Origin of the sequence: Natronorubrum halobium, assembly GCF_051351675.1 — an archaeon.
Classification (GTDB): Archaea; Halobacteriota; Halobacteria; order Halobacteriales; family Natrialbaceae; genus Natronorubrum.
Window position 1 is genome coordinate 2472443 of record NZ_CP195595.1, and the last position, 17259, is coordinate 2489701.

The window sequence follows — 17259 nt, forward strand, 5'->3', positions numbered from 1 at the left end:
CCGTGAGCGACGACCCGATCTACCACGTCGACGGCGACCTCGTCCCCGCGAGCGAGGCGACCGTCAGCGTCGACGATCGCGGCTTTCGGTACGGCGACGCCGCCTTCGAGACCCTGCGGGCCTACGGCGGGACGATTTTCGAATGGGAGGCCCACGTCGAGCGGCTCGAGCGAACCTGCGAGGCGCTCTCGCTCGCCCACGGCCTCGCATCCGGCGATCTCCGGGCTCGGATCGACGAGACGCTCGCGGCGAACGACCTCGAGGACGCCTACGTCCGACTCTCGATCACTCGAGGGGTCCAGCCGGGCAAACTAACACCTCGTCCGGAGGTCGATCCGACCGTCGTGATCTACGTCGCACCGCTTCCTCGCGGGGGGCTCGAGGGCGACTCCGTCTGGGACGGACCGGCGACCGTGCGGACGGTCGGGACGCGCCGGACTCCCGACGAGGCGATTCCGTCCGCGGCGAAGACGCACAACTACCTGAACGGGATACTCGCGCGTGCGGAACTGCGAGCCGAGAGCGAGGACGGGACCGGTGGGGCGGACGAGGCGCTGATGTGTGACCTCGACGGATACGTCGCCGAGGGTGCGACGAGCAACCTGTGTTTCGTCCGCGACGGGACGCTCCACACGCCGTCGACCGACGGGCCCGTGCTGCCCGGGATTACGCGAGATATCGTGCTCGAGTCGGCTGCAGAGGTCGGGATTTCAGTTACGGAAGGTCGGTACGAACTCGAGGACGTGTGCGCCGCAGACGAGGCGTTCCTCACGAATCGGACGTGGGAACTGCGGCCGATCACGACGCTCGACGGGCGGGATATCGGCGGCGGGCCGGTCACGGACCGACTTTCGCGACTGTACGACGAGCGCGTCGAACGGGCGTGTTACGAGTGATCGCGTTCGCTCGAGGGGCTACAGGCTGTTATCGGAACGGTCGTAGCAGTACCGCGCCACCGAGAACCGTCGCCCCGAACGCGATCGCGGCGCTGTGCGTCGGATCGGCGACCAGCGCGCCGGCGAGCAGGTAGCCCCCCGCGAACAGTCCGCAGGCGATCGCAGACGCGGCGATAGTCCACGACACGTCCCACTTCCAGCCCCGATCCTGTGCGCAGTGGGTCTCGTGTGCGTAGGGGACGAGCACACCGACCGGCAGGAGCAGCAGAAAACCGGCGGCGAACGCGTCCCAGTACCAGCCGCTGCCGAGGCCGACGACCATCGCGAGCGGAACCGCCGTGAGCGAGACCGTCAGGGAACCCGATCGGAGATCGTCCCGGAACCGATCGCGGAGACTCGAGTTCGTGGCGGACATTGTGTTATCCTGAAACGAGGGCCGCGGATAAAAGTCTATCCGGAATACAACAGATCCGATTCCGAAACCTCCGTCTCAGGTGTCGCGGGACCGAAGCGGGAGTACCGGCATTGCGACCGTGAACCCGATCCCCAAACCGACCGCACCGCCGAGGTACTGGATCGGCTCGAACCGACCGAAGACGAGCACTTCGGCGGACGCGATGAGTACGAAGCCGAAGATGGCCCACAGGAGTACCGAGAGAACGATATTGCGGACGATCCACTGGCTCACGTATCCGCTGCTCGTTCGGAGAGCGAGCCCATAGTCGTATCGGGAATCGGCTTCTATACGCTGACTTCGTCATCGGTGGCTCGCCCTCGATGTCGGCTTCAACAGGTTCAAGCGGGCCACCGTCCGATTCCCTATCGTGCTTTCCGGCGGCCGACGACGGCTGTTCGACCTCTGGCGGCGCGTGTTCGACCTCTCGTGGCCCGTGATGGTCGAGCAGTTCCTCCGGACGCTGATGCGGACGACGGACATCATCGTCACCGGCCTGTTCTCGCCCGCGGCGGTGGCAGCCGTCGGGCTGGCGGATCTGTACGCTCGGCTCCCCCTCCGGATCGGGCTGGGGCTCGGCAGCGGGGTCATCGCGCTCTCGAGTCAGGATACGGGCAGCGGGGCGACGGCGAACCGGGACGAAGCGATCACGCAGGCGATACTGCTCGGCGCGGCGGCCGGCCTGCCGTTCGTCCTCTTCGGATTTCTCTTCGGTCAACGGGCGATCGACGTGCTGGGTGCCGAATCCGAGGTCGCCCGCATGGGCGGGCTCTACCTCGCGATCATCTTCGCGACGAGCCCCGCCAGACACGTCGCACTCGTCGCTGCGCGATCGATTCAGGGCGCCGGAGACACGCGGACGCCGATGTACGTCAACGTGGTTTCGAACGGGCTCAACATCGTCGGGACGCTCGCGCTCGGACTGGGGCTCGGGCCCGCGCCGCGGCTGCACATCATCGGCGTCGGTATCGCGACCGCCTTCGGCAACGTCTTCTCGGCACTGGTGCTCGTCGCGGCCGTCTGGAGGTCGCGGACGCCCGCCGGCTTCGTCCGCCCGCGCCAGTGGACGATCACGAGACAGTTGCTCGCGATCAGCGCCCCGCGAATCGCGGAGGGGCTGGCGACGACCATCATCGAGTTCCCGTTCAACTCGATCCTGCTGTTCTTCGGGACGGAGGTCAACGCCGCCTACCAGATCGGGCGGCGGGTCTACCAGCAACTCACCGGGCCGCTCTCGCGCGGCTATCGCACCGGGACGAGCATTATCGTCGGCCAGACGCTGGGCGACGGCGATCCCGCCGGCGCGCGATACAACGGCTGGGCTGCTGCGGCCCTCGGGGTGGTGACTATCGGCTCGCTCGGCGCGATCCTCTTCGCGGCCGCCGAACCGCTGGTCGCACTGTTCACCGACGACCCGGAAACGCTGTTCTACGCGAGCGGCTTCGCCCGCGCGTACGCCCTCGCGGCACCGGTCACCGCCCTGTACATCGTCCTTGCAGGCGCACTCACGAGCGGCAGCGACACGCAGACGCCGTTCATCGCCCGCGTGTCGGGAATGTTCGTCGGCATGCTCGGCGTCTCCGCCGTGGGAGGGATCTATCTGGGCTACGGCGTGCCGGCGATCTACGCGTCGATCGTCGTCTACTACGTCTGGGCGACGACCTACGTCGCCGTCGGCTTCTATCGCGGCGGCTGGATCGAGCGAACGCGGACCATGATGGACGAGCGCGGCAGCACGCCCGGCGAGGACTGAAGCGGTCACGGCTCCGTCCGCCGGTCTCAGTCGTCGGACTCGAGTGCCGACCGTTCGGGTTCTCTGGATTCGGTCGGCGCCGCGACGAGTTCGCGGTCCGTTCCCGTCAGCCCGAGGACGAACTCGCTGCCGAACGCCGACGCCGGCGTCTGGAAGCCGGTCGGAACCCGATTCCGGGATCCGTCGCGGCCCTCGATGAGTCGCTCGGCGGCGGTCACCGCGGCCTCGGCCGTGAGCGCGTAGGGGTTCGGCGTTCGGAGTCGAGCGCGGGCCCGACGGCCGGTCGGGGCGTCGACCGCCTCCCCCCAGATCGTCGCCGTATCGGCGGCGAGTTCCCGTTCGTCGGGGCCGTCGACCTGCGCATCGACCAGCCGTTTCAACCCGCCTTTGATCGGCCGGCGCTCGAGCAGCCAACTCATCGAGTCGACGACGGTCATCGCGCGGGCCGCCCACGGCGGCACGGCCGCGTACACCTCGATCGAATCGATCCCCGTACTGTGAGCGGCGGTGACGACGTCGGCCCACGGGACCGAGACGGCGTGCTCGGGGCCGGTACCGAAATCGATCTCGCGCGTCCGAAAGGCCACCGGAACCTGGATCAACCGACCGTTTCGGCGAATGACACCGTCGGTTCCGAGCTGTTCGACGAACGTCCGGGCGGTCCCCCGCGAGAGCGGGCCGTTACCTTTGACGCCCAGCGAGAGATCGGTCGCGGACGGCAGTTGCTCGTGGAGAAACGCCGCCAGACAGTCCGAGGGGACCACCTCGAAGCCGACGCCGGGCAGAAGCGTCACGTTCGCGTCTCGAGCCGCGTCGTTCCGTCGGCGCAACCGCTCGAACACCCGAAACTCGCCGGTGATGTCGAGATAGTCGGTTTCGGTCTCGAGACAGGCCTCGACCAGCGGCTCGGCCGTCTTCACGAACGGGCCCGCACAGTTCAATACGGCGTCGAAACTTCTGACGTGGGCGGCGACGTCGTCGGAGAGGTCGAAGGTGCGTCCTTCGACGCCGAGTTCGTCGGCCTGCCGGGCGACGGCGCGTCCGTCGCGACCGGCGATGGCCGGCGATCCTCCTCGAGAGACGGCTTCGCGGGCGATCAGTCGACCGGTGTAGCCGTACGAGCCGTAGATGAGAAGGGAGTCCATTGGCCGTCGTTTGGCTCTTAGGGTGTTAAAGTTGCGTCAGACGGGTACCGTATCGAAACGTTCACCACAGCAGATCAATAACCGAGGCGCCAATGGATGCCTCACAGCGGATTACCGCGCTCGAAGCGGTACCGACGGAGTCGACGGTGGTCTTTCGGGTGACGAACGACGACGACGAGGAACGGGAAGCGATTCTCGTGTCGACCGACTGCGCTGACGGATCAGCCGGCGACTGCAGCGATGGACCGACCGACGACTACGAGGACGAGCAATCCGGCAACCGCACCGACGGCACGCGAGTCACCTGCTGGCTGAACTACTGTCAGCACCTCACCCACATCAAAATCGACAAAGGATCGGGGGCGCCGATGCGAGACGGGGAACTCGTCTGTGCGAACCACGGCGCGTACTTCGATAGCGGTTCCGGGAAGTGTACGTACGGTCCCTGTGAGGGCGCGTATCTCACGGCTCTCGAGGTCACCGTCGACGACGGCGACGTCTATCTGACGGACGACGAGTACGCGTTCGTGGGTGCGGGGCCGATCGACGACGGCGACGATCTCACGTCGACCTCGAACGTCAAAATCTAGTCCACGGATTAGGGGATCGCAGCGGGGAAGACCAGGTCTCGTTCCTGATCGTACTCGAGCAGTCCGGCGTCGACCAGCCGCGGCAGGTGGTCGTGGTAGAGTGAGATGTAGACCTCGTGGACGCGCTCGGCCGAGATGTTCGTCACCTTGCGGCCGGTTTCGCGAACGGCGACCTCCTCGGCGGCGTCCGGTAGCGTCAGCGATTCGCCGTAGGTCCGCATCACCTCGAGCAACAGCCGTCGACGCTGGTCGGCGAGCAGACCGAACGCCCGGTCGACCGTCGTCGCTGACAGTTCACAGGACTCGAGGTTGTCGAGGACCGCCAGCACGAACTCGACGCAGTCGGACTCGGAATGGGGTGTGGCAGTCATTCGTAGGCTCCGTGAGACCGCTCGGGGCGGACGACTTCCCGCGACGCGACGACGAAGTTGGTGAGAGGTGTCGATGGGACGCGCGGGTCGGCCGTCCGCCGTTCGAGGGTACGTACCGATTTCTCGGCTCCACAGTAAATATTAGTATCGAATCCGTTTCAGGTTGTCAGCGAAAACTGATTGTATCGCCGAGCGGTACGTCTCACTCGATCGTTAGCGTCGGCTCGGAGACGGACTCGCTCTTGCAACTGGGGCATCGCGACGGCAGGTTCAACAGGTCGTCGAAGTCGTCGAAGCCGCAGTCGCGACACGTCGGCGGTGCGACGAGCAACTGTTCGTCCGTCTCCGCGCTGTCTACCGACCGGAAGACGTGTTCGGCGTGGCGGAGCACCGAGTGGGGCGTGAGATCGAGCCGGACCGCGAGCTCGCTCGGCGTTGCAGGTTCCTCACGGAGGGCGTCGGCGAGTCGCTGCCGCGTCGTTTCGTCGGCCTCGCGCATACCCGAAGGACGTGCGTCGGACCCTTACATGTCCCGCTCGCGTCCGGCGACTCGAGAACTGCTGAAAGGACAAACCACTTACCCCGCGCTGGTGAACACCGTGACATGAAGGCCGTCGTCCTTGCCGGCGGATACGCGACCCGCATGTGGCCGATCACGAAGCATCGGCCGAAGATGTTCCTCCCGATCGGTGAGTCGACCGTCATCGATCGTATCTTCGCCGAACTCGAGTCGGACGAACGAATCGACGAGGTCTACGTCAGCACGAACGAGCGGTTCGCCCCCGACTTCGAGGCCCACCTCGCCGACAGCGAGTTCGAGAAGCCGACGCTGTCGATCGAGGAGACGAGCGAAGAAGACGACAAGTTCGGCGTCGTCGGCGCGCTCGCTCAGCTGATCGACCGCGAGAGCGTCGACGACGATCTGCTGGTCATCGCCGGCGACAACCTGATCAGCTTCGATATCGCCGACTTTCTCGACTACTTCGAGGAGCGAGACGCACCGACGCTGGCCGCCTACGACGTCGGCTCCCGCGAGAAGGCCAAATCGTACGGGCTGGTGGAACTCGACGGCGAACGGGTCGTCGACTTTCAGGAGAAACCCGACGATCCCAAGAGTACGCTCGTCTCGATCGCCTGTTACACGTTCCCCGCCGACTCGCTCTCCCTGCTCTCGACCTACCTCGAGGACGGGAACAACCCCGACGAACCCGGCTGGTTCGTCCAGTGGCTCCAGAACCGCGAGGCGACCTACGCCTACACGTTCGAGGACGCCTGGTTCGACATCGGCACGCCCGAGAGCTACCTCGATGCCGTCGCCTGGCATCTCGACGGCGACTCGCTGGTTGCCGACTCGGCGACCCTCGAGAACACCACGATCGGCGACAACGTCCACGTGATGGCCAACGTCACCCTCGAGAACACGAACCTCGATCAGGCGGTGATCTTCCCGAAGGCGACGGTTCGCAACGGCGACATCCGCCGATCGATCATCGACGAGGGGACCCATCTCGAAGAACTCGATCTCGCCGGCGCGCTCATCGGTGCCCACACGACGATTACGAACGGCTCGCCGCGGTAAGCGGACCTGGCTAGCGCTTCTGCCAGCGAACGGGGAACCGCCCGACGACACCGCTGGACGATACAGCTATACGTCTCCCGTGTGATGTGTGTCGACAAGCTACATGTCCGAGGGGGTTCAAGCGATCCTCGACCGGCGCGCCGAGGGCGTTCCCTGCGAGGAACTCGCAGCCGCCTTCCGCGAGCACCGCCGCTGGAGCGGCGACGATCCTCGGCTCCTCCTGGCCGAGGCCGCCGCGTCGACGACCGGCCAGGGGTTCGTCGGTGGCATCAAGCCGACCGTCGAGCGGTTTCGGGAGGCGTTCGTGGCCACCGAGCGCGTCGACTCCTTCGACGCGCTCGCGGCGCTCGATCTCGAAGACGACGACCTGATCGACGCGTTCGGTGCACAGCGAAAACGTCACGTCCTGCTCGAGGCCGCTCGCGCGCTCGCGGATCGACCGGAAGCCGACGATCTTGACGCACTACTCGGCTGGGCGAGCGCGGCGAACCAGTATCGGTACGACGCGGATCCCGTCGGCTCGATCGCCGGCGTCGGGCCCTCGAGTTTCCAGTACCTCCGTCAACTGGCCGGAATCGAGGCGATCAAACCCGATCCGACGGTCGTCGCCCTGATCGACGATATCGACGACGACCTCGAGCCGTCACCGCTCGAGACGACGACCGATCTGCGGACGATCGCTTCCGGCGAGTGGCTGGCCCTCGAGTCCTCGTATACGCCCCTGGAGATCGACCGCCTCGCGTGGTGGCTGTTCACCGACGCGGACGACCGGGAGACGATTCTCGAGGCGTACGGATCGACCGTCGAACAGGGCTGATCGCGGCTCGGCAGCCCCGCGCGATACTCGTCAGTGCAGTTACGCCGGCAACTGCTGTATCCGCTCGAGTCCGCTCTCGGCCTCCCGTTTCGTCCGCTCGAGCGGCTCGACGATCTCTCCGGGCAGGTCCATCCGATCGGCCAACGTCAGCAGCGTCTCGAGTTTCGTGATCTCGAGGCGTTCGATGGCGCGGCCGTGTTCCGCCTCGACGAGGTCGCCCAGAACGGGATCCTGCAGATCGTCGACGACACCCTCGCGTTCGTCGCGCAGGCCTTCGAGCGCCGAACTCTCGATCGGGCCGGGTTCCTCCTGGAGCCCCTCGAATATCGGCTCGAGGCGACCGATCTGCTCGGTCGTCGTCTCGCTGTGGGCCGCGTAGTACTCCGCTAGCTCCTCGTCCGTCGCCGACTCGGCCAGTTCGGTCTGGAACTCCTCGAGTTCGCGTTCAATGTGGTAGAGTTCGCGAAGCTCTCGGACGAACAGGTCGCGTTGGGATTCGATCATGCAACCGACGATGTCGCCGTCGAGTCGCAAAGAGATTCGGCCGTCGAGTGAAACGCTACCTCGAACCGCTCCCCCGCTCCCGGAACGCGGCCTGCTCGTTCCAGCTGTAGAACCTCTCGAACCCCTCCCTCACGTCGTTCGCTCGGATGCAGAACCTCACTCGAGTCGCGCATCCGAGATCCGCAACCGCCCCCGCGTCCCCTCCCACTCCGTCTCGTACTCGAGGTCGATCCGCCGCTCCATGTGCGGCCCGTCGACCACCAGCGTCTCAGAACCACCTTTTTCCGCCTCGGGTGGCTTCGCCACCACTCGGCGCAAAAATCTGGACCAAAAAGAGCCGCTCGTTCACTCCGTTCACTCGCGGTAGAGAATCCTCTACTCGAGTCGCGCATCCGAGATCCGCAACCGCCCCCGCGTCCCCTCCCACTCCGTCTCGTACTCGAGGTCGATCCGCTGCTCCATGTGCGGCCCGTCGACCACCAGCGTCTCGAACTCGCCGCCTTCCCCGAGGATGTGGACACCGTACTCCTCGTGTAGATCCTCGAGTTCCTCGATGGCCTCGCGATCGAGCGTCCGGCCGAGCCACGACTCGTCCAGTCCTTCCGCCGCGACCTGAATGATCGTCATTTCGAAGCCGGCCTCGAGCATCGCGTCGGCGAGTTCCCGCGGCTCCTCCTGCCAGAGCGGGGCGTACAGCTCACAGCCGAGTCGATCGCACATGCCCTGGATGCGGCTCGTCTGGTACTCGCTCTCGACGGCCCCGGCGGTGACGCCGGCGATGCCGCCCTCGAGTTCCGCGTCGAGTTCGGTGAGCGCGGCCTCGAGCGGCTCGAGTTCGTCGTCGCCCTGCGTGCCCGAGTCGGCCGCGTCGGCGGCCTCGAAGTCCTCGGGTTCGACGTCGACGAGCGGGATCTCGGTGCTCTCGGCCGCGAGCGCGGCGAGATCGGTGGCGGGAACGTGGTACATGTAGGAGTCGCCCGTCGGGTGGACGGTGACGAGGCGGGAGACCTCGAGCCCGTCCTCGAGAGCCCGGTACAGCGCCCAGGAGGAATCCTTGCCGCCCGAAAAGAGACTCACCCACGTGCCGTCTGTCTCGCTCATGGTCGTCACTACGGGTACAGGAGTAAATGGGTACCGAGTCATCCTGCGAGGGCGTTACTCCCTCGAGTCCGGGTCGCCGTCCGACTCCGGGTCGGCCGCCTGTTCCGCAGTCGATTCCGGATCGACCGTGGATTCGGTGTCCGGTTCTGGATCGACCGTCGGGTGCGGTTCCCTCGCCGGTCCGCCGTCGGTAAGTTCCGACGGGATGTTGGCGTTGGATCCCTGATTCGACGCTCCCGTCCCCGATCCATCGGCGAGTTCCGCCTCGTCCTCGTTTCGAGTCCCGCTGAAGTACGACGCGACTCTCGCACCGACGAGACTGACCACGATCGCGGCGACGACGAACAGCGCGAGCCGTTCGCCGGCCGTCACCGCGAAGCTCTCGTTTGACACGGCGCCGAACTCGTAGGCCGGCACCGCGAACGGCTCGATCACGCCCTGTTGCTCGAGGAAGTACGCGGAGAAGCCCCGGACCACCAGCGAGACGGCGACGACGATAAAGGGGAGGTTGAGGAAGGACGACCGTATCGGCTCGTCGCCGATGGCCTCGTCGAGCAGTCGGCCGGCGCTGGCCGTCAGGGCGGCCATCGCGAGCCACGGCACGGCGTCGAAGGCGAACTGCATCGCCGGGATCACCACGCCGGGCGGATCGTCGAGACTCGAGACGCCGAGGACGCCCGCGAAGAGCCCGACGAGGGTCAGTCCGCCCGCGACGACGTACGTGACGACCGAGACCTGCCCGGAGTACAGCGACTCGCGCACCTGGTGGGCGACTCTGGCTATCCAGTCGTCGATGTTGAACCCCTTGTAGAGCAGGAAGATGCCGATGACGGTCGTGATGGCGGCCGCTCCCTGTGCGGGGCCGAGGAAGGTCGCGAGCATCGGGAAGACCAGAAACGTCAGCCCGATCGGTACGAGCACGGTCTGGCGGAGCTCCTCGTCGGCGAGGAACTGCTTGAGCAGGTAGTACGTCGACTCGATGTCCCGCGCCTGTCGAACCACGACGCGGTCGACCGAATCGACCTGCACGCGGCTCTCGACGATCGGTACCAGCCGCTCGTCCTCCGCGCTGTCGATGACGACGACCGCGGAGTCCGGATCGTACGTGGCCGCGAGTTCGTCGATCTGCTTGGCGACGGCTCGGTCCGCCGAGACCATCGACTCTCGGTCCCCGGAGACGACCGCGACGACGACCTCTTCGTTCTCGTCGCGCAGGTTCTGGGCGACGCGCAGCGTCTCGAGCAGGGAGTTGACTCCCGAATCCTCGGGATCCGCCAGCCCGACGTCGGTCACGAGCGCGCGGACTGCCTCCCAGCCGACGACGGGCGACCGAAGACCGGTCTTGCGACCCACGTCGTCGGTCCGATCGAGACAGACGACCAGCGTTGTCACGGTTGCTGTTCCATGCTGTGTGACGATAAAACCACTTACTCGTTCGAATCGTTGACAGGCGGCGTTCGGCGTGCGTCGACTCAGGTCCGCAGCCGGAACTCGCGGTCCTCGGCGAGCCCCGAGACCCCGGCTCCGAACGCGTAGGCGACCTGCTGGGCGCCGGTGCCGACGCGGGCCATCAGCGGCCGGTCGGGTTCGAACTCCTCGACGGCGACCTCGTCTCGATCCAGCCGGTCCGCCAGTTCGGTCTCGATCTCTCGGCGCGTCCCGAGGTGGTCGACGAGATCCATCTCGTGGGCCTCCTCGCCGAGGTAGATCCGGGCCTCCGTGTCGCGGACGAACTCGCTATCGAGGCCGCGGCCGTCGCTGACCCGCTCGACGAACGTCTCGTAGTAGTCGTCGATCAGTCCCTGCAGGTACTCGCGTTCGGCCTCCTCGAGGTCCTTCAGCGGCGTCCCGGCGTCCTTGAACTCCCCGGCGGCGAAGCGCTCGTAGGAGAGGCCGACCCTCTCGGCGAGGTCGCTCGCGTTCACCCGGGAGCCGATGACGCCGATGGAGCCGACGATGCTCCCGTCGCGGGCCCAGAGTTCGTCACAGCCGCTGGCGATCCAGTAGCCGCCGCTGGCACAGACGTCGGTCGTGTACGCGACCGTCGGCCCGTCGAAGCGTTCGGCCGCGAGCCGGATGTCGTCGCTCGGGACGACCTCGCCGCCCGGCGTATTGAGCTTCAGGAGCAGCGCGTCGACGCTTCCGTCCTCGTCGGCTCGATCGATCTGGTCGACGATGTCGTCGGCCGGGGTCGACCCCGGACTCGAGGGGAACCGCCCCCCGCCGCCGTCGCGGGTGATCGGCCCCTCGACGGCGACCTCGGCGACGTCGTAGTCCGGAAACAGCGAACTCGCGACGTTCCCCGCGATGCGGAGACCGACGAGCACGACCGCGAGCGCGAGCACGATGCCCACGAGGTCGGTCATGTTCGCCGGCGCGACGACGAACAGGGCGACGCCGACGGCGGCGAACACCGCGGCGCCGAGCGCGACGATCAGGAGTCGACCGAGTCCGTCACTGCTGACCATAGTTCGCACCTCGAATCATATCGCTACCTGCGGGTGGCATCCGTTAAGCACTGGTGGTTCCCGGCCCCCGAACTCGGGGGCGCGAGAAGCGACTCACAGCGGAAACGGCGTCGCCTGCTCGCTCAAGTCGCTGGCGGCACAGCGAGACTCGAGCCGGTCCAGTCGCGGCCCGACGTGTTCGCGGACGAGCATCGCGAGCGCGTTTTCCGCTCCTTCGCCGGTGATCCCAGTTACGCGTGGGTCGCCGTTCGAACTGGAGTCGTCGATCGTTGCGAGCAGCACTCGGTCGCGGTCGGCGAACACGACTCGTCCGTGGTGGACGCCGTCGACGGGATAGTTCAGCCAGTCGAACTGCGGCTCACAGATCGTCGCCTGCGGCACGGCGGAGCGGACGACGTTTCGAACCTCCTGCGAGCGCGACCCGACGTAGACGTCGACACCGCGCTCGGCGGCGGCCCGCCAGCGCTCGAGGCACCGGCTCTGGATCATTCCCGCGTCCGGAACCGTCACGAACAATTCCTCCTCGGCGCTATCGGCGATGTCGTGGCCTCGAGAAACGACGTTCTCCCGGCCCTCGACCGTCCAGCACGCACCCGATTCCGTCGGATCGATCGCGGACGCGGGATCGAATTCGGAGCCGGTCGAACCGTCGGCGAACCGTTTTCGGGCCGGCTCGAGTCTCGCGGTGATCTCCCCGAGCGGGCTCGCGGCCAGCCAGTTCGCTCGCCACTGCGATGCGTCGGCCGCGAGCGCGACGGTCTCGCTGGAGGCGTCGTACTCGACGAGGCCGACGTCGGCGAGGGCGGGCAGGTGATTGTGAACGAGCGTCGTCTCGACGGGTCGCCGGTCCGATTCGGTGACGTCGACGAGGCGGGTCTCGTCCTCCCGCGCGACGAGCATCGCGGCCAGGTCGGCGACGGGAAGCGCCTCGTCTCGCCTCGAGAGCAGGGCACAGGCGATTCGACTGCGTGCGGGCTGAAACGCGTCGAGCGTCCGATTCAGCCGTTCTTCGTCGTCCACCGGTCGATCGGTCAGGGTTTCGAGGAAGTCGGTGACCCACTCGGTCTCGAGAAGCGGATGGTCGGCGAGAGCGACTCGGCGCGTCTCGTCGTCACCGACCTCTCGAAGCACACCGAGGTCGAGCAGTCGCGGAACGTGGCGGTGGACGAGTTCGATGTGTACCGTCCGAGACTGGTCTTCGGTGACGATCGGAGACCGATGCGTCCGAACTGCGACGTCGGTTGCGAGCTGCTCGAGCGACAGTGGCTCGCCCCGTTCGAGAAGCGTCGAAAGCACGTATCGGCGACCGGGATCGGCGAGAACGTCGAACGCAGTAGTCGTCCGCTCGGTAGCGAGGTCCGAATTCATTGACGGATAGAAACGATGGGTGCGGGAAAGGAGTGTACCAGCGTGCTCTGGTATGACCGGGAAGTATAGCTAGGGAATCGTGACGTTCATCCGTCACTCGTCTCGTCGCTCTCGAAGTAGGCCGTGAGGAGTTTCTCCTGTGCGACCCGGAGATGCTGGTGAAACGTCTGGCGAGCGATTCCGAGTCGGTCGGCGATTTCGCTCGCGTCACTGCTTCGCGTCGGCCACTCGAAGTAGCCGCCGTAGTAGGCCGCCTCGAGGGCGGTTCGCTGTTTCGTCGTGAACTCGCGCTCGAGTTGCTGGCGGAAGTCACCGCGGGTCTCGACCGCCTGCTCGTCCGTGCGTTTCGAGACGAGTTGCATGTCGGGATAGGCCGTCGTCACCGCCTCGACGAGATCGCGAACCTCCACGTCCGGGCTGACCTGCACGATGCAACTCGAGACCCCGTCCTCGACGACTTCCGAGCGCATTCGGGCGCCGTAATCCGCGAGCAGGCCGGTGATCGTCGGACCCCGAACGACGAACTCCCAGTGACTGTCGTCGCCGTCGGTATCGATGCGACGCAACTCGTCGATCGACGGGTGGTCGCCGGCGATCGACCGGATCCGATCCGGGTCGACGTCGCTGATCGTGACGTAGTAGACGAACGTCTCGTCCGTCAGCGGTAACACGTGATCGAGGGACAGTCGACAGCCGGTTCGAGCCGAGAGATCGATACAGACGTCCTGCCGGTCGGTCGACTCGAACTCGAGTTCGACGACGGTGTCCAGATAGAGGAGTCGACGCACCGCCATCGCGTTGATCGCGTGACCGATCGTGCCGCCGAACTCCTGGAGCACCCCCCGTTCGCGGTCGGCGAACGCGGCCGATTCGTGGGCGGCGACGACGAGCAGGCCGTACGCTCGCCCGCTCGCGACGATCGGAACGACCGCCACCGAGCCGTAATCGCGCTCTCTGGCGTCGACTCGCCACTCGTCGACGGGACTCTCGCGAAGGTGCCGATAGCACTGGACGGTTCCCGTTTCGACCGGCGATTCGCCCGAGACGTCGTGTTCCGGGTCGACGAACGACGAGAGGACGTCCTCGACGCCGTCCGCACTGATTCCGGCCCACACCTGGGGCTCCCACGGGTAGCGATCGAGCGTCACGCCCGTATCGACCCGGCCGATGGCGGCGAACTGGTAGGCGTCGGCGGCCGCGAACGCGTCGACGATCGCGGTCTCGATCTCGTCGCGCGTCTCCGCCGCGACCATCGTCTCGTCGATCGTTCGAATCGTCGCGTTGAGGCGCTCGAGACGCTCGAGTTCCCGTTCCCGGGCCTTTCGGTCGGTGATATCCCGCCCGACGCCGGTGAAGCCGAGGACGGTCCCGGTCTCGTCGGTGATCCGTGCGCTGTTGAACTCGTAGGGGATGTGCGCTCCGTCTTTCGTCAACACGCGCCCCTCGGCGGTGACGCGCTCGCCGTCTTCCATGATCCGTTCGATCGCCCGCTCGATGCGGTCCCGATCCGGCGGCGCGATGAACTCGAGCGGGGTCATCCCCTCGAGTTCGTCGGCGTCGTAGCCGGTGAGTTGCTCGAACCGGTCGTTCCAGTGGATCAGATTTCCGTCGACGTCGTAGGCGTAGAGCAGGTCCGGTTGAACCTCGAAGATACTCTCCGTGAGTGCCTTCTCTTCGCGGAGTTCGCGCTCACGCGCTTTCCGGTCGCTAATATCCCGCCCAATGCCGGTAAAGCCGAGGATCGTGCCGTCGTCGTCGGTGATTCGAGCGCTGTTGAACTCGTAGGGGATTCGGTCCCCGTCGCTCGTGAGGAGATTCGCTTCGGCGGTGACGTATCTGTCTTCCTCGAGAATCCGCGTGATCGCGTCGGCGATCCGCTCCCGGTGCTCCGGTGCCACGAACTCGAGGGGAGCCATCTCGGCCAGTTCCGCCTCGGTGTACCCCGTCACCTCCGGAACCCGGTCGTTCCACTCGATGTAGTTTCCGTCGGCGTCGAACGCGTAGACGATGTCCGGTTGGGCCTCGAAGACGCTCTCCGTGAACGCCTTCTCCTCCCGAAGTTCTCGCTCCCGTTCGTACGCCGCCGTCCGATCGTGAACGAGTATCGCGTAGCCCAGGAGATCGTCGCCCCGGTCACCGATCGGCTCGGTGGCCGACTCGTCGCGATCCGATTCGGACGCGACGGCCACGTCGTCGCCTCGGACCGGCGCGATCACCTCGCGGACCCAGAGTCGACTCCCGTCGCTCCGGAGTCGCCAGCCGTCGTCTTCGGTTCGTCCCTCGGTACGAGCCCGTTCGAGGAGCTGTGACGGACGCCCGGTTTCGCGGCTCTCGGGCGGGAAGAAGGCGCGATAGTTCGTCCCGACGATCTCGTCCTCGTCGTACCCCGTCAGCTCCGACGCACCCTCGTTCCACGTGACGACACGTCCGTCGGCGTCGAGCAACCAGACGGCGTGGTCGCTGACGAGGTCTGTTAGCTGTCGAACGTCGAGACTGAACTCGGCCGGGAATTCGGCGTTCGTCGGGGGCTCGGGTTCGTCCGAGCCGCCGTCACACTCCGACGATGAATCCGTCATTGGAAATCAAACGGGGTCGGTCATCGAACGTCCCTCATCAATGTTTATGCAGATTACTACGACCACTCTAGCACGGGAAAAGCTGATGGTAGCTAGCGCCACCGTTTTATCCCACAGCGACGGCAGCGACGCGGATTGGCCGCGAACAACTATCGGAAACCGACGACGTTACCGGCTCCCAGTCCGCCTACTCGAGTATGACTGATATCGCTATCGTCGAGAGTCGGGCCGATCGCGCGTCGGTCCACATCTGCGACCAGTTGCGCGAACTCGCCGACTGGGAGACCGCGGCGGACGACTCCCGGCCCGCGGCCGCGGGGGGCGGAACCGTCTCTCGACTCGACGGCGTCGAAATGCGTTCCTTCGACGACCTTCACCTCGAACTCGAGCGCCCCGTCGACGCCTTCGACTGCGACCCCGACCTGCTCGTCTTCGCCTCGCGACACTCCGGTGACACGGGGCCGCTGCTGACGGGGCACTTCACGGGGAACTTCGGCCCGGCCGAGTTCGGCGGCGAGGACGACGCCGTCGCCGAGGCGTGTCCGAACGCGCTCGCACGCCTGCTCGAGGCGTTCGACGAGTACGCGCCCGACGGCTACGACGTCGGGATGGAGTGTACCCACCACGGCCCCACCGACATCGGCTGTCCGTCGCTGTTCGCCGAACTCGGGAGCGACGACGAGCAGTGGGACGACCCCGATGGTGCCGCGGCCGTCGCCCGCGCGATTCTCGACCTCCGGGACGTACGACCCCACCGCGGGACCCAGGTCGTCGGCTTCGGCGGCAACCACTACGTCCCTCGATACGAGCGTATCGTCCGCGAGACGCCGTGGGCCGTGGGCCACGTCGCGGCCGACTGGGCGCTCGAGGCGATGGGCCATCCGAGCGCCCATCGCGACGTCCTCGAGTCGGCGTTCGCGGCCAGTGGGGCCGACATCGCCGTGATCGACGGCGAGTGGCCGGTTCTCGAGGAGACGCTCGCGGAACTGGACTGCCGACTCGTGAGCGAGACCTGGCTGCGCGAGGTCGGCGACCGCTCGCTCGACCTGGTCGCCGACGTCGAATCCGCACTCGGGAGCATCGAGGACGGAATCCGGTTCGGTGATCGACGGGACCCCTCGTTCACCGTCGTCGACCTCCCGGCCGAACTGGTCGACACCGCGGAGGGGATCGACCCCGACCGCGTGCGAGCGACCGTCGAGACGAATGCCGTCGCCTTCGCAACCGAAAACGGCGGCAGTCGCGTCGGCGCTCGGGTCGCGGTTCCTGACGCCGAAACCGACGAATCGGGCACCGATACGGCGAGCGCGCGCGAGACGATCGTCGCGGAACTGGCGACCGTCCTCGAGGAGAAGTACGAGACTGTGCGGCTCGAAGACGATGCCGTCGTCGCGGAACGGAGCGCCTTCGACCCGGCGCTAGCGCTCGAGGCCGGCGTTCCGGAGGGACCGGCGTTCGGCGCGCTCGCGAACGGCGAGTCGGTTACCGTCGACGGCGAAACCATCAATCCCGAGAGAGTTCGTGCGAAACGGACTGATCAGTTCCCGATCTAATCGGACCGAATCGAGCAGTAATGGCCCCATATCGGGGCCGGTATCGGCATTCGAGGCGTCAGCGAAGGGTCAGTAATCGATCCG

The 17259-nt window shown here is 66.4% G+C and carries 18 protein-coding genes; 6 read left to right on the forward strand and 12 right to left on the reverse strand.

All coding sequences use genetic code 11. The features are described from left to right. Nucleotides 1-2 precede the first annotated feature (2 nt). Nucleotides 3-896, forward strand: coding sequence for an aminotransferase class IV (locus ACSFC7_RS12235; protein ID WP_436343041.1), 894 nt, complete (start codon nt 3-5; stop codon nt 894-896). Nucleotides 897-924: 28 nt separating this feature from the next. Here the strand turns inward: ACSFC7_RS12235 and ACSFC7_RS12240 are convergent, their stop codons facing one another. Beyond that, nucleotides 925-1311, reverse strand: coding sequence for a hypothetical protein (locus tag ACSFC7_RS12240; RefSeq protein ID WP_436343042.1), 387 nt, complete (start codon nt 1309-1311; stop codon nt 925-927). Nucleotides 1312-1386: 75 nt separating this feature from the next. Continuing rightward, nucleotides 1387-1584, reverse strand: coding sequence for a hypothetical protein (locus ACSFC7_RS12245; protein WP_436343043.1), 198 nt, complete (start codon nt 1582-1584; stop codon nt 1387-1389). A gap of 136 nt (nt 1585-1720) precedes the next feature. On the opposite strand from ACSFC7_RS12245, the gene ACSFC7_RS12250 reads away from it, so the two are divergent. Further along, entirely contained in the window at nt 1721-3103 is a 1383-nt protein-coding gene (locus ACSFC7_RS12250) for an MATE family efflux transporter (RefSeq protein WP_436343044.1), read from the forward strand. A 26-nt stretch (nt 3104-3129) separates the two neighbouring features. On the opposite strand, the gene ACSFC7_RS12255 is transcribed toward ACSFC7_RS12250, so the two are convergent. Beyond that, complete coding sequence (locus ACSFC7_RS12255) at nt 3130-4248, reverse strand: saccharopine dehydrogenase family protein (RefSeq protein WP_436343045.1); 1119 nt, start codon at nt 4246-4248, stop codon at nt 3130-3132. Between the two features lie 92 nt (nt 4249-4340). On the opposite strand from ACSFC7_RS12255, the gene ACSFC7_RS12260 reads away from it, so the two are divergent. Further along, complete coding sequence (locus ACSFC7_RS12260) at nt 4341-4838, forward strand: Rieske (2Fe-2S) protein (RefSeq protein WP_436343046.1); 498 nt, start codon at nt 4341-4343, stop codon at nt 4836-4838. Between the two features lie 8 nt (nt 4839-4846). Here the strand turns inward: ACSFC7_RS12260 and ACSFC7_RS12265 are convergent, their stop codons facing one another. Together ACSFC7_RS12265 and ACSFC7_RS12270 are read right to left on the reverse strand one after the other, a co-directional pair. Then, nucleotides 4847-5209 carry a DUF7344 domain-containing protein gene (locus ACSFC7_RS12265; RefSeq protein ID WP_436343047.1) on the reverse strand — a complete coding sequence of 121 codons (363 nt, stop codon included), beginning with the start codon at nt 5207-5209 and terminating at the stop codon, nt 4847-4849. A gap of 202 nt (nt 5210-5411) precedes the next feature. Then, the gene (locus tag ACSFC7_RS12270) at nt 5412-5708 is read right to left on the reverse strand and encodes a transcriptional regulator (RefSeq protein WP_436343048.1); all 297 of its coding nucleotides are present in this window, start codon (nt 5706-5708) and stop codon (nt 5412-5414) included. 105 nt (nt 5709-5813) lie between these two features. Between ACSFC7_RS12270 and ACSFC7_RS12275 the strand changes: the two genes are divergently transcribed. Next, a complete protein-coding gene (locus ACSFC7_RS12275; RefSeq protein ID WP_436343049.1) occupies nt 5814-6788 on the forward strand; it encodes a sugar phosphate nucleotidyltransferase in 975 nt (324 codons plus the stop codon). A 103-nt stretch (nt 6789-6891) separates the two neighbouring features. After that, a complete protein-coding gene (locus ACSFC7_RS12280) occupies nt 6892-7605 on the forward strand; it encodes a hypothetical protein (RefSeq protein WP_436343050.1) in 714 nt (237 codons plus the stop codon). Nucleotides 7606-7644: 39 nt separating this feature from the next. Here ACSFC7_RS12280 and ACSFC7_RS12285 read toward each other — a convergent pair whose 3' ends face one another. The 7 genes from ACSFC7_RS12285 to ACSFC7_RS12315 form a co-directional block, all read right to left on the reverse strand. Beyond that, nucleotides 7645-8109 carry a DUF892 family protein gene (locus tag ACSFC7_RS12285; protein ID WP_436343051.1) on the reverse strand — a complete coding sequence of 155 codons (465 nt, stop codon included), beginning with the start codon at nt 8107-8109 and terminating at the stop codon, nt 7645-7647. Nucleotides 8110-8265: 156 nt separating this feature from the next. After that, nucleotides 8266-8415: a hypothetical protein gene (locus ACSFC7_RS12290; RefSeq protein ID WP_436343052.1), complete on the reverse strand. Its 150-nt coding sequence runs from the start codon at nt 8413-8415 to the stop codon at nt 8266-8268. Between the two features lie 69 nt (nt 8416-8484). Next, entirely contained in the window at nt 8485-9210 is a 726-nt protein-coding gene (locus ACSFC7_RS12295) for a diphthine--ammonia ligase (RefSeq protein WP_436343053.1), read from the reverse strand. A 54-nt stretch (nt 9211-9264) separates the two neighbouring features. After that, nucleotides 9265-10602, reverse strand: a complete 1338-nt coding sequence (locus tag ACSFC7_RS12300; RefSeq protein ID WP_436343054.1) for a DUF373 family protein — start codon at nt 10600-10602, stop codon at nt 9265-9267. 80 nt (nt 10603-10682) lie between these two features. Further along, complete coding sequence (gene sppA / locus ACSFC7_RS12305) at nt 10683-11678, reverse strand: signal peptide peptidase SppA (RefSeq protein WP_436343055.1); 996 nt, start codon at nt 11676-11678, stop codon at nt 10683-10685. A gap of 93 nt (nt 11679-11771) precedes the next feature. After that, entirely contained in the window at nt 11772-13046 is a 1275-nt protein-coding gene (locus ACSFC7_RS12310; protein WP_436343056.1) for a DUF7344 domain-containing protein, read from the reverse strand. A gap of 86 nt (nt 13047-13132) precedes the next feature. Next, complete coding sequence (locus tag ACSFC7_RS12315; protein WP_436343057.1) at nt 13133-15622, reverse strand: PAS domain S-box protein; 2490 nt, start codon at nt 15620-15622, stop codon at nt 13133-13135. A gap of 197 nt (nt 15623-15819) precedes the next feature. On the opposite strand from ACSFC7_RS12315, the gene ACSFC7_RS12320 reads away from it, so the two are divergent. Then, complete coding sequence (locus ACSFC7_RS12320) at nt 15820-17175, forward strand: D-aminoacyl-tRNA deacylase (RefSeq protein WP_436343058.1); 1356 nt, start codon at nt 15820-15822, stop codon at nt 17173-17175. Nucleotides 17176-17259: the final 84 nt, after the last annotated feature.

What these genes read in the sequence shown, in the direction of transcription:
- ACSFC7_RS12240 (WP_436343042.1), bottom strand. Translation starts at nt 1,311, where the DNA reads ATGTCCGCCACGAACTCGAGTCTCCGCGATCGGTTCCGGGACGATCTC.
- ACSFC7_RS12255 (WP_436343045.1), bottom strand. Translation starts at nt 4,248, where the DNA reads ATGGACTCCCTTCTCATCTACGGCTCGTACGGCTACACCGGTCGACTG.
- ACSFC7_RS12260 (WP_436343046.1), top strand. Translation starts at nt 4,341, where the DNA reads ATGGATGCCTCACAGCGGATTACCGCGCTCGAAGCGGTACCGACGGAG.
- ACSFC7_RS12265 (WP_436343047.1), bottom strand. Translation starts at nt 5,209, where the DNA reads ATGACTGCCACACCCCATTCCGAGTCCGACTGCGTCGAGTTCGTGCTG.
- ACSFC7_RS12270 (WP_436343048.1), bottom strand. Translation starts at nt 5,708, where the DNA reads ATGCGCGAGGCCGACGAAACGACGCGGCAGCGACTCGCCGACGCCCTC.
- ACSFC7_RS12275 (WP_436343049.1), top strand. Translation starts at nt 5,814, where the DNA reads ATGAAGGCCGTCGTCCTTGCCGGCGGATACGCGACCCGCATGTGGCCG.
- ACSFC7_RS12280 (WP_436343050.1), top strand. Translation starts at nt 6,892, where the DNA reads ATGTCCGAGGGGGTTCAAGCGATCCTCGACCGGCGCGCCGAGGGCGTT.
- ACSFC7_RS12285 (WP_436343051.1), bottom strand. Translation starts at nt 8,109, where the DNA reads ATGATCGAATCCCAACGCGACCTGTTCGTCCGAGAGCTTCGCGAACTC.
- ACSFC7_RS12295 (WP_436343053.1), bottom strand. Translation starts at nt 9,210, where the DNA reads ATGAGCGAGACAGACGGCACGTGGGTGAGTCTCTTTTCGGGCGGCAAG.
- sppA (WP_436343055.1), bottom strand. Translation starts at nt 11,678, where the DNA reads ATGGTCAGCAGTGACGGACTCGGTCGACTCCTGATCGTCGCGCTCGGC.
- ACSFC7_RS12310 (WP_436343056.1), bottom strand. Translation starts at nt 13,046, where the DNA reads ATGAATTCGGACCTCGCTACCGAGCGGACGACTACTGCGTTCGACGTT.
- ACSFC7_RS12315 (WP_436343057.1), bottom strand. Translation starts at nt 15,622, where the DNA reads ATGACGGATTCATCGTCGGAGTGTGACGGCGGCTCGGACGAACCCGAG.
- ACSFC7_RS12320 (WP_436343058.1), top strand. Translation starts at nt 15,820, where the DNA reads ATGACTGATATCGCTATCGTCGAGAGTCGGGCCGATCGCGCGTCGGTC.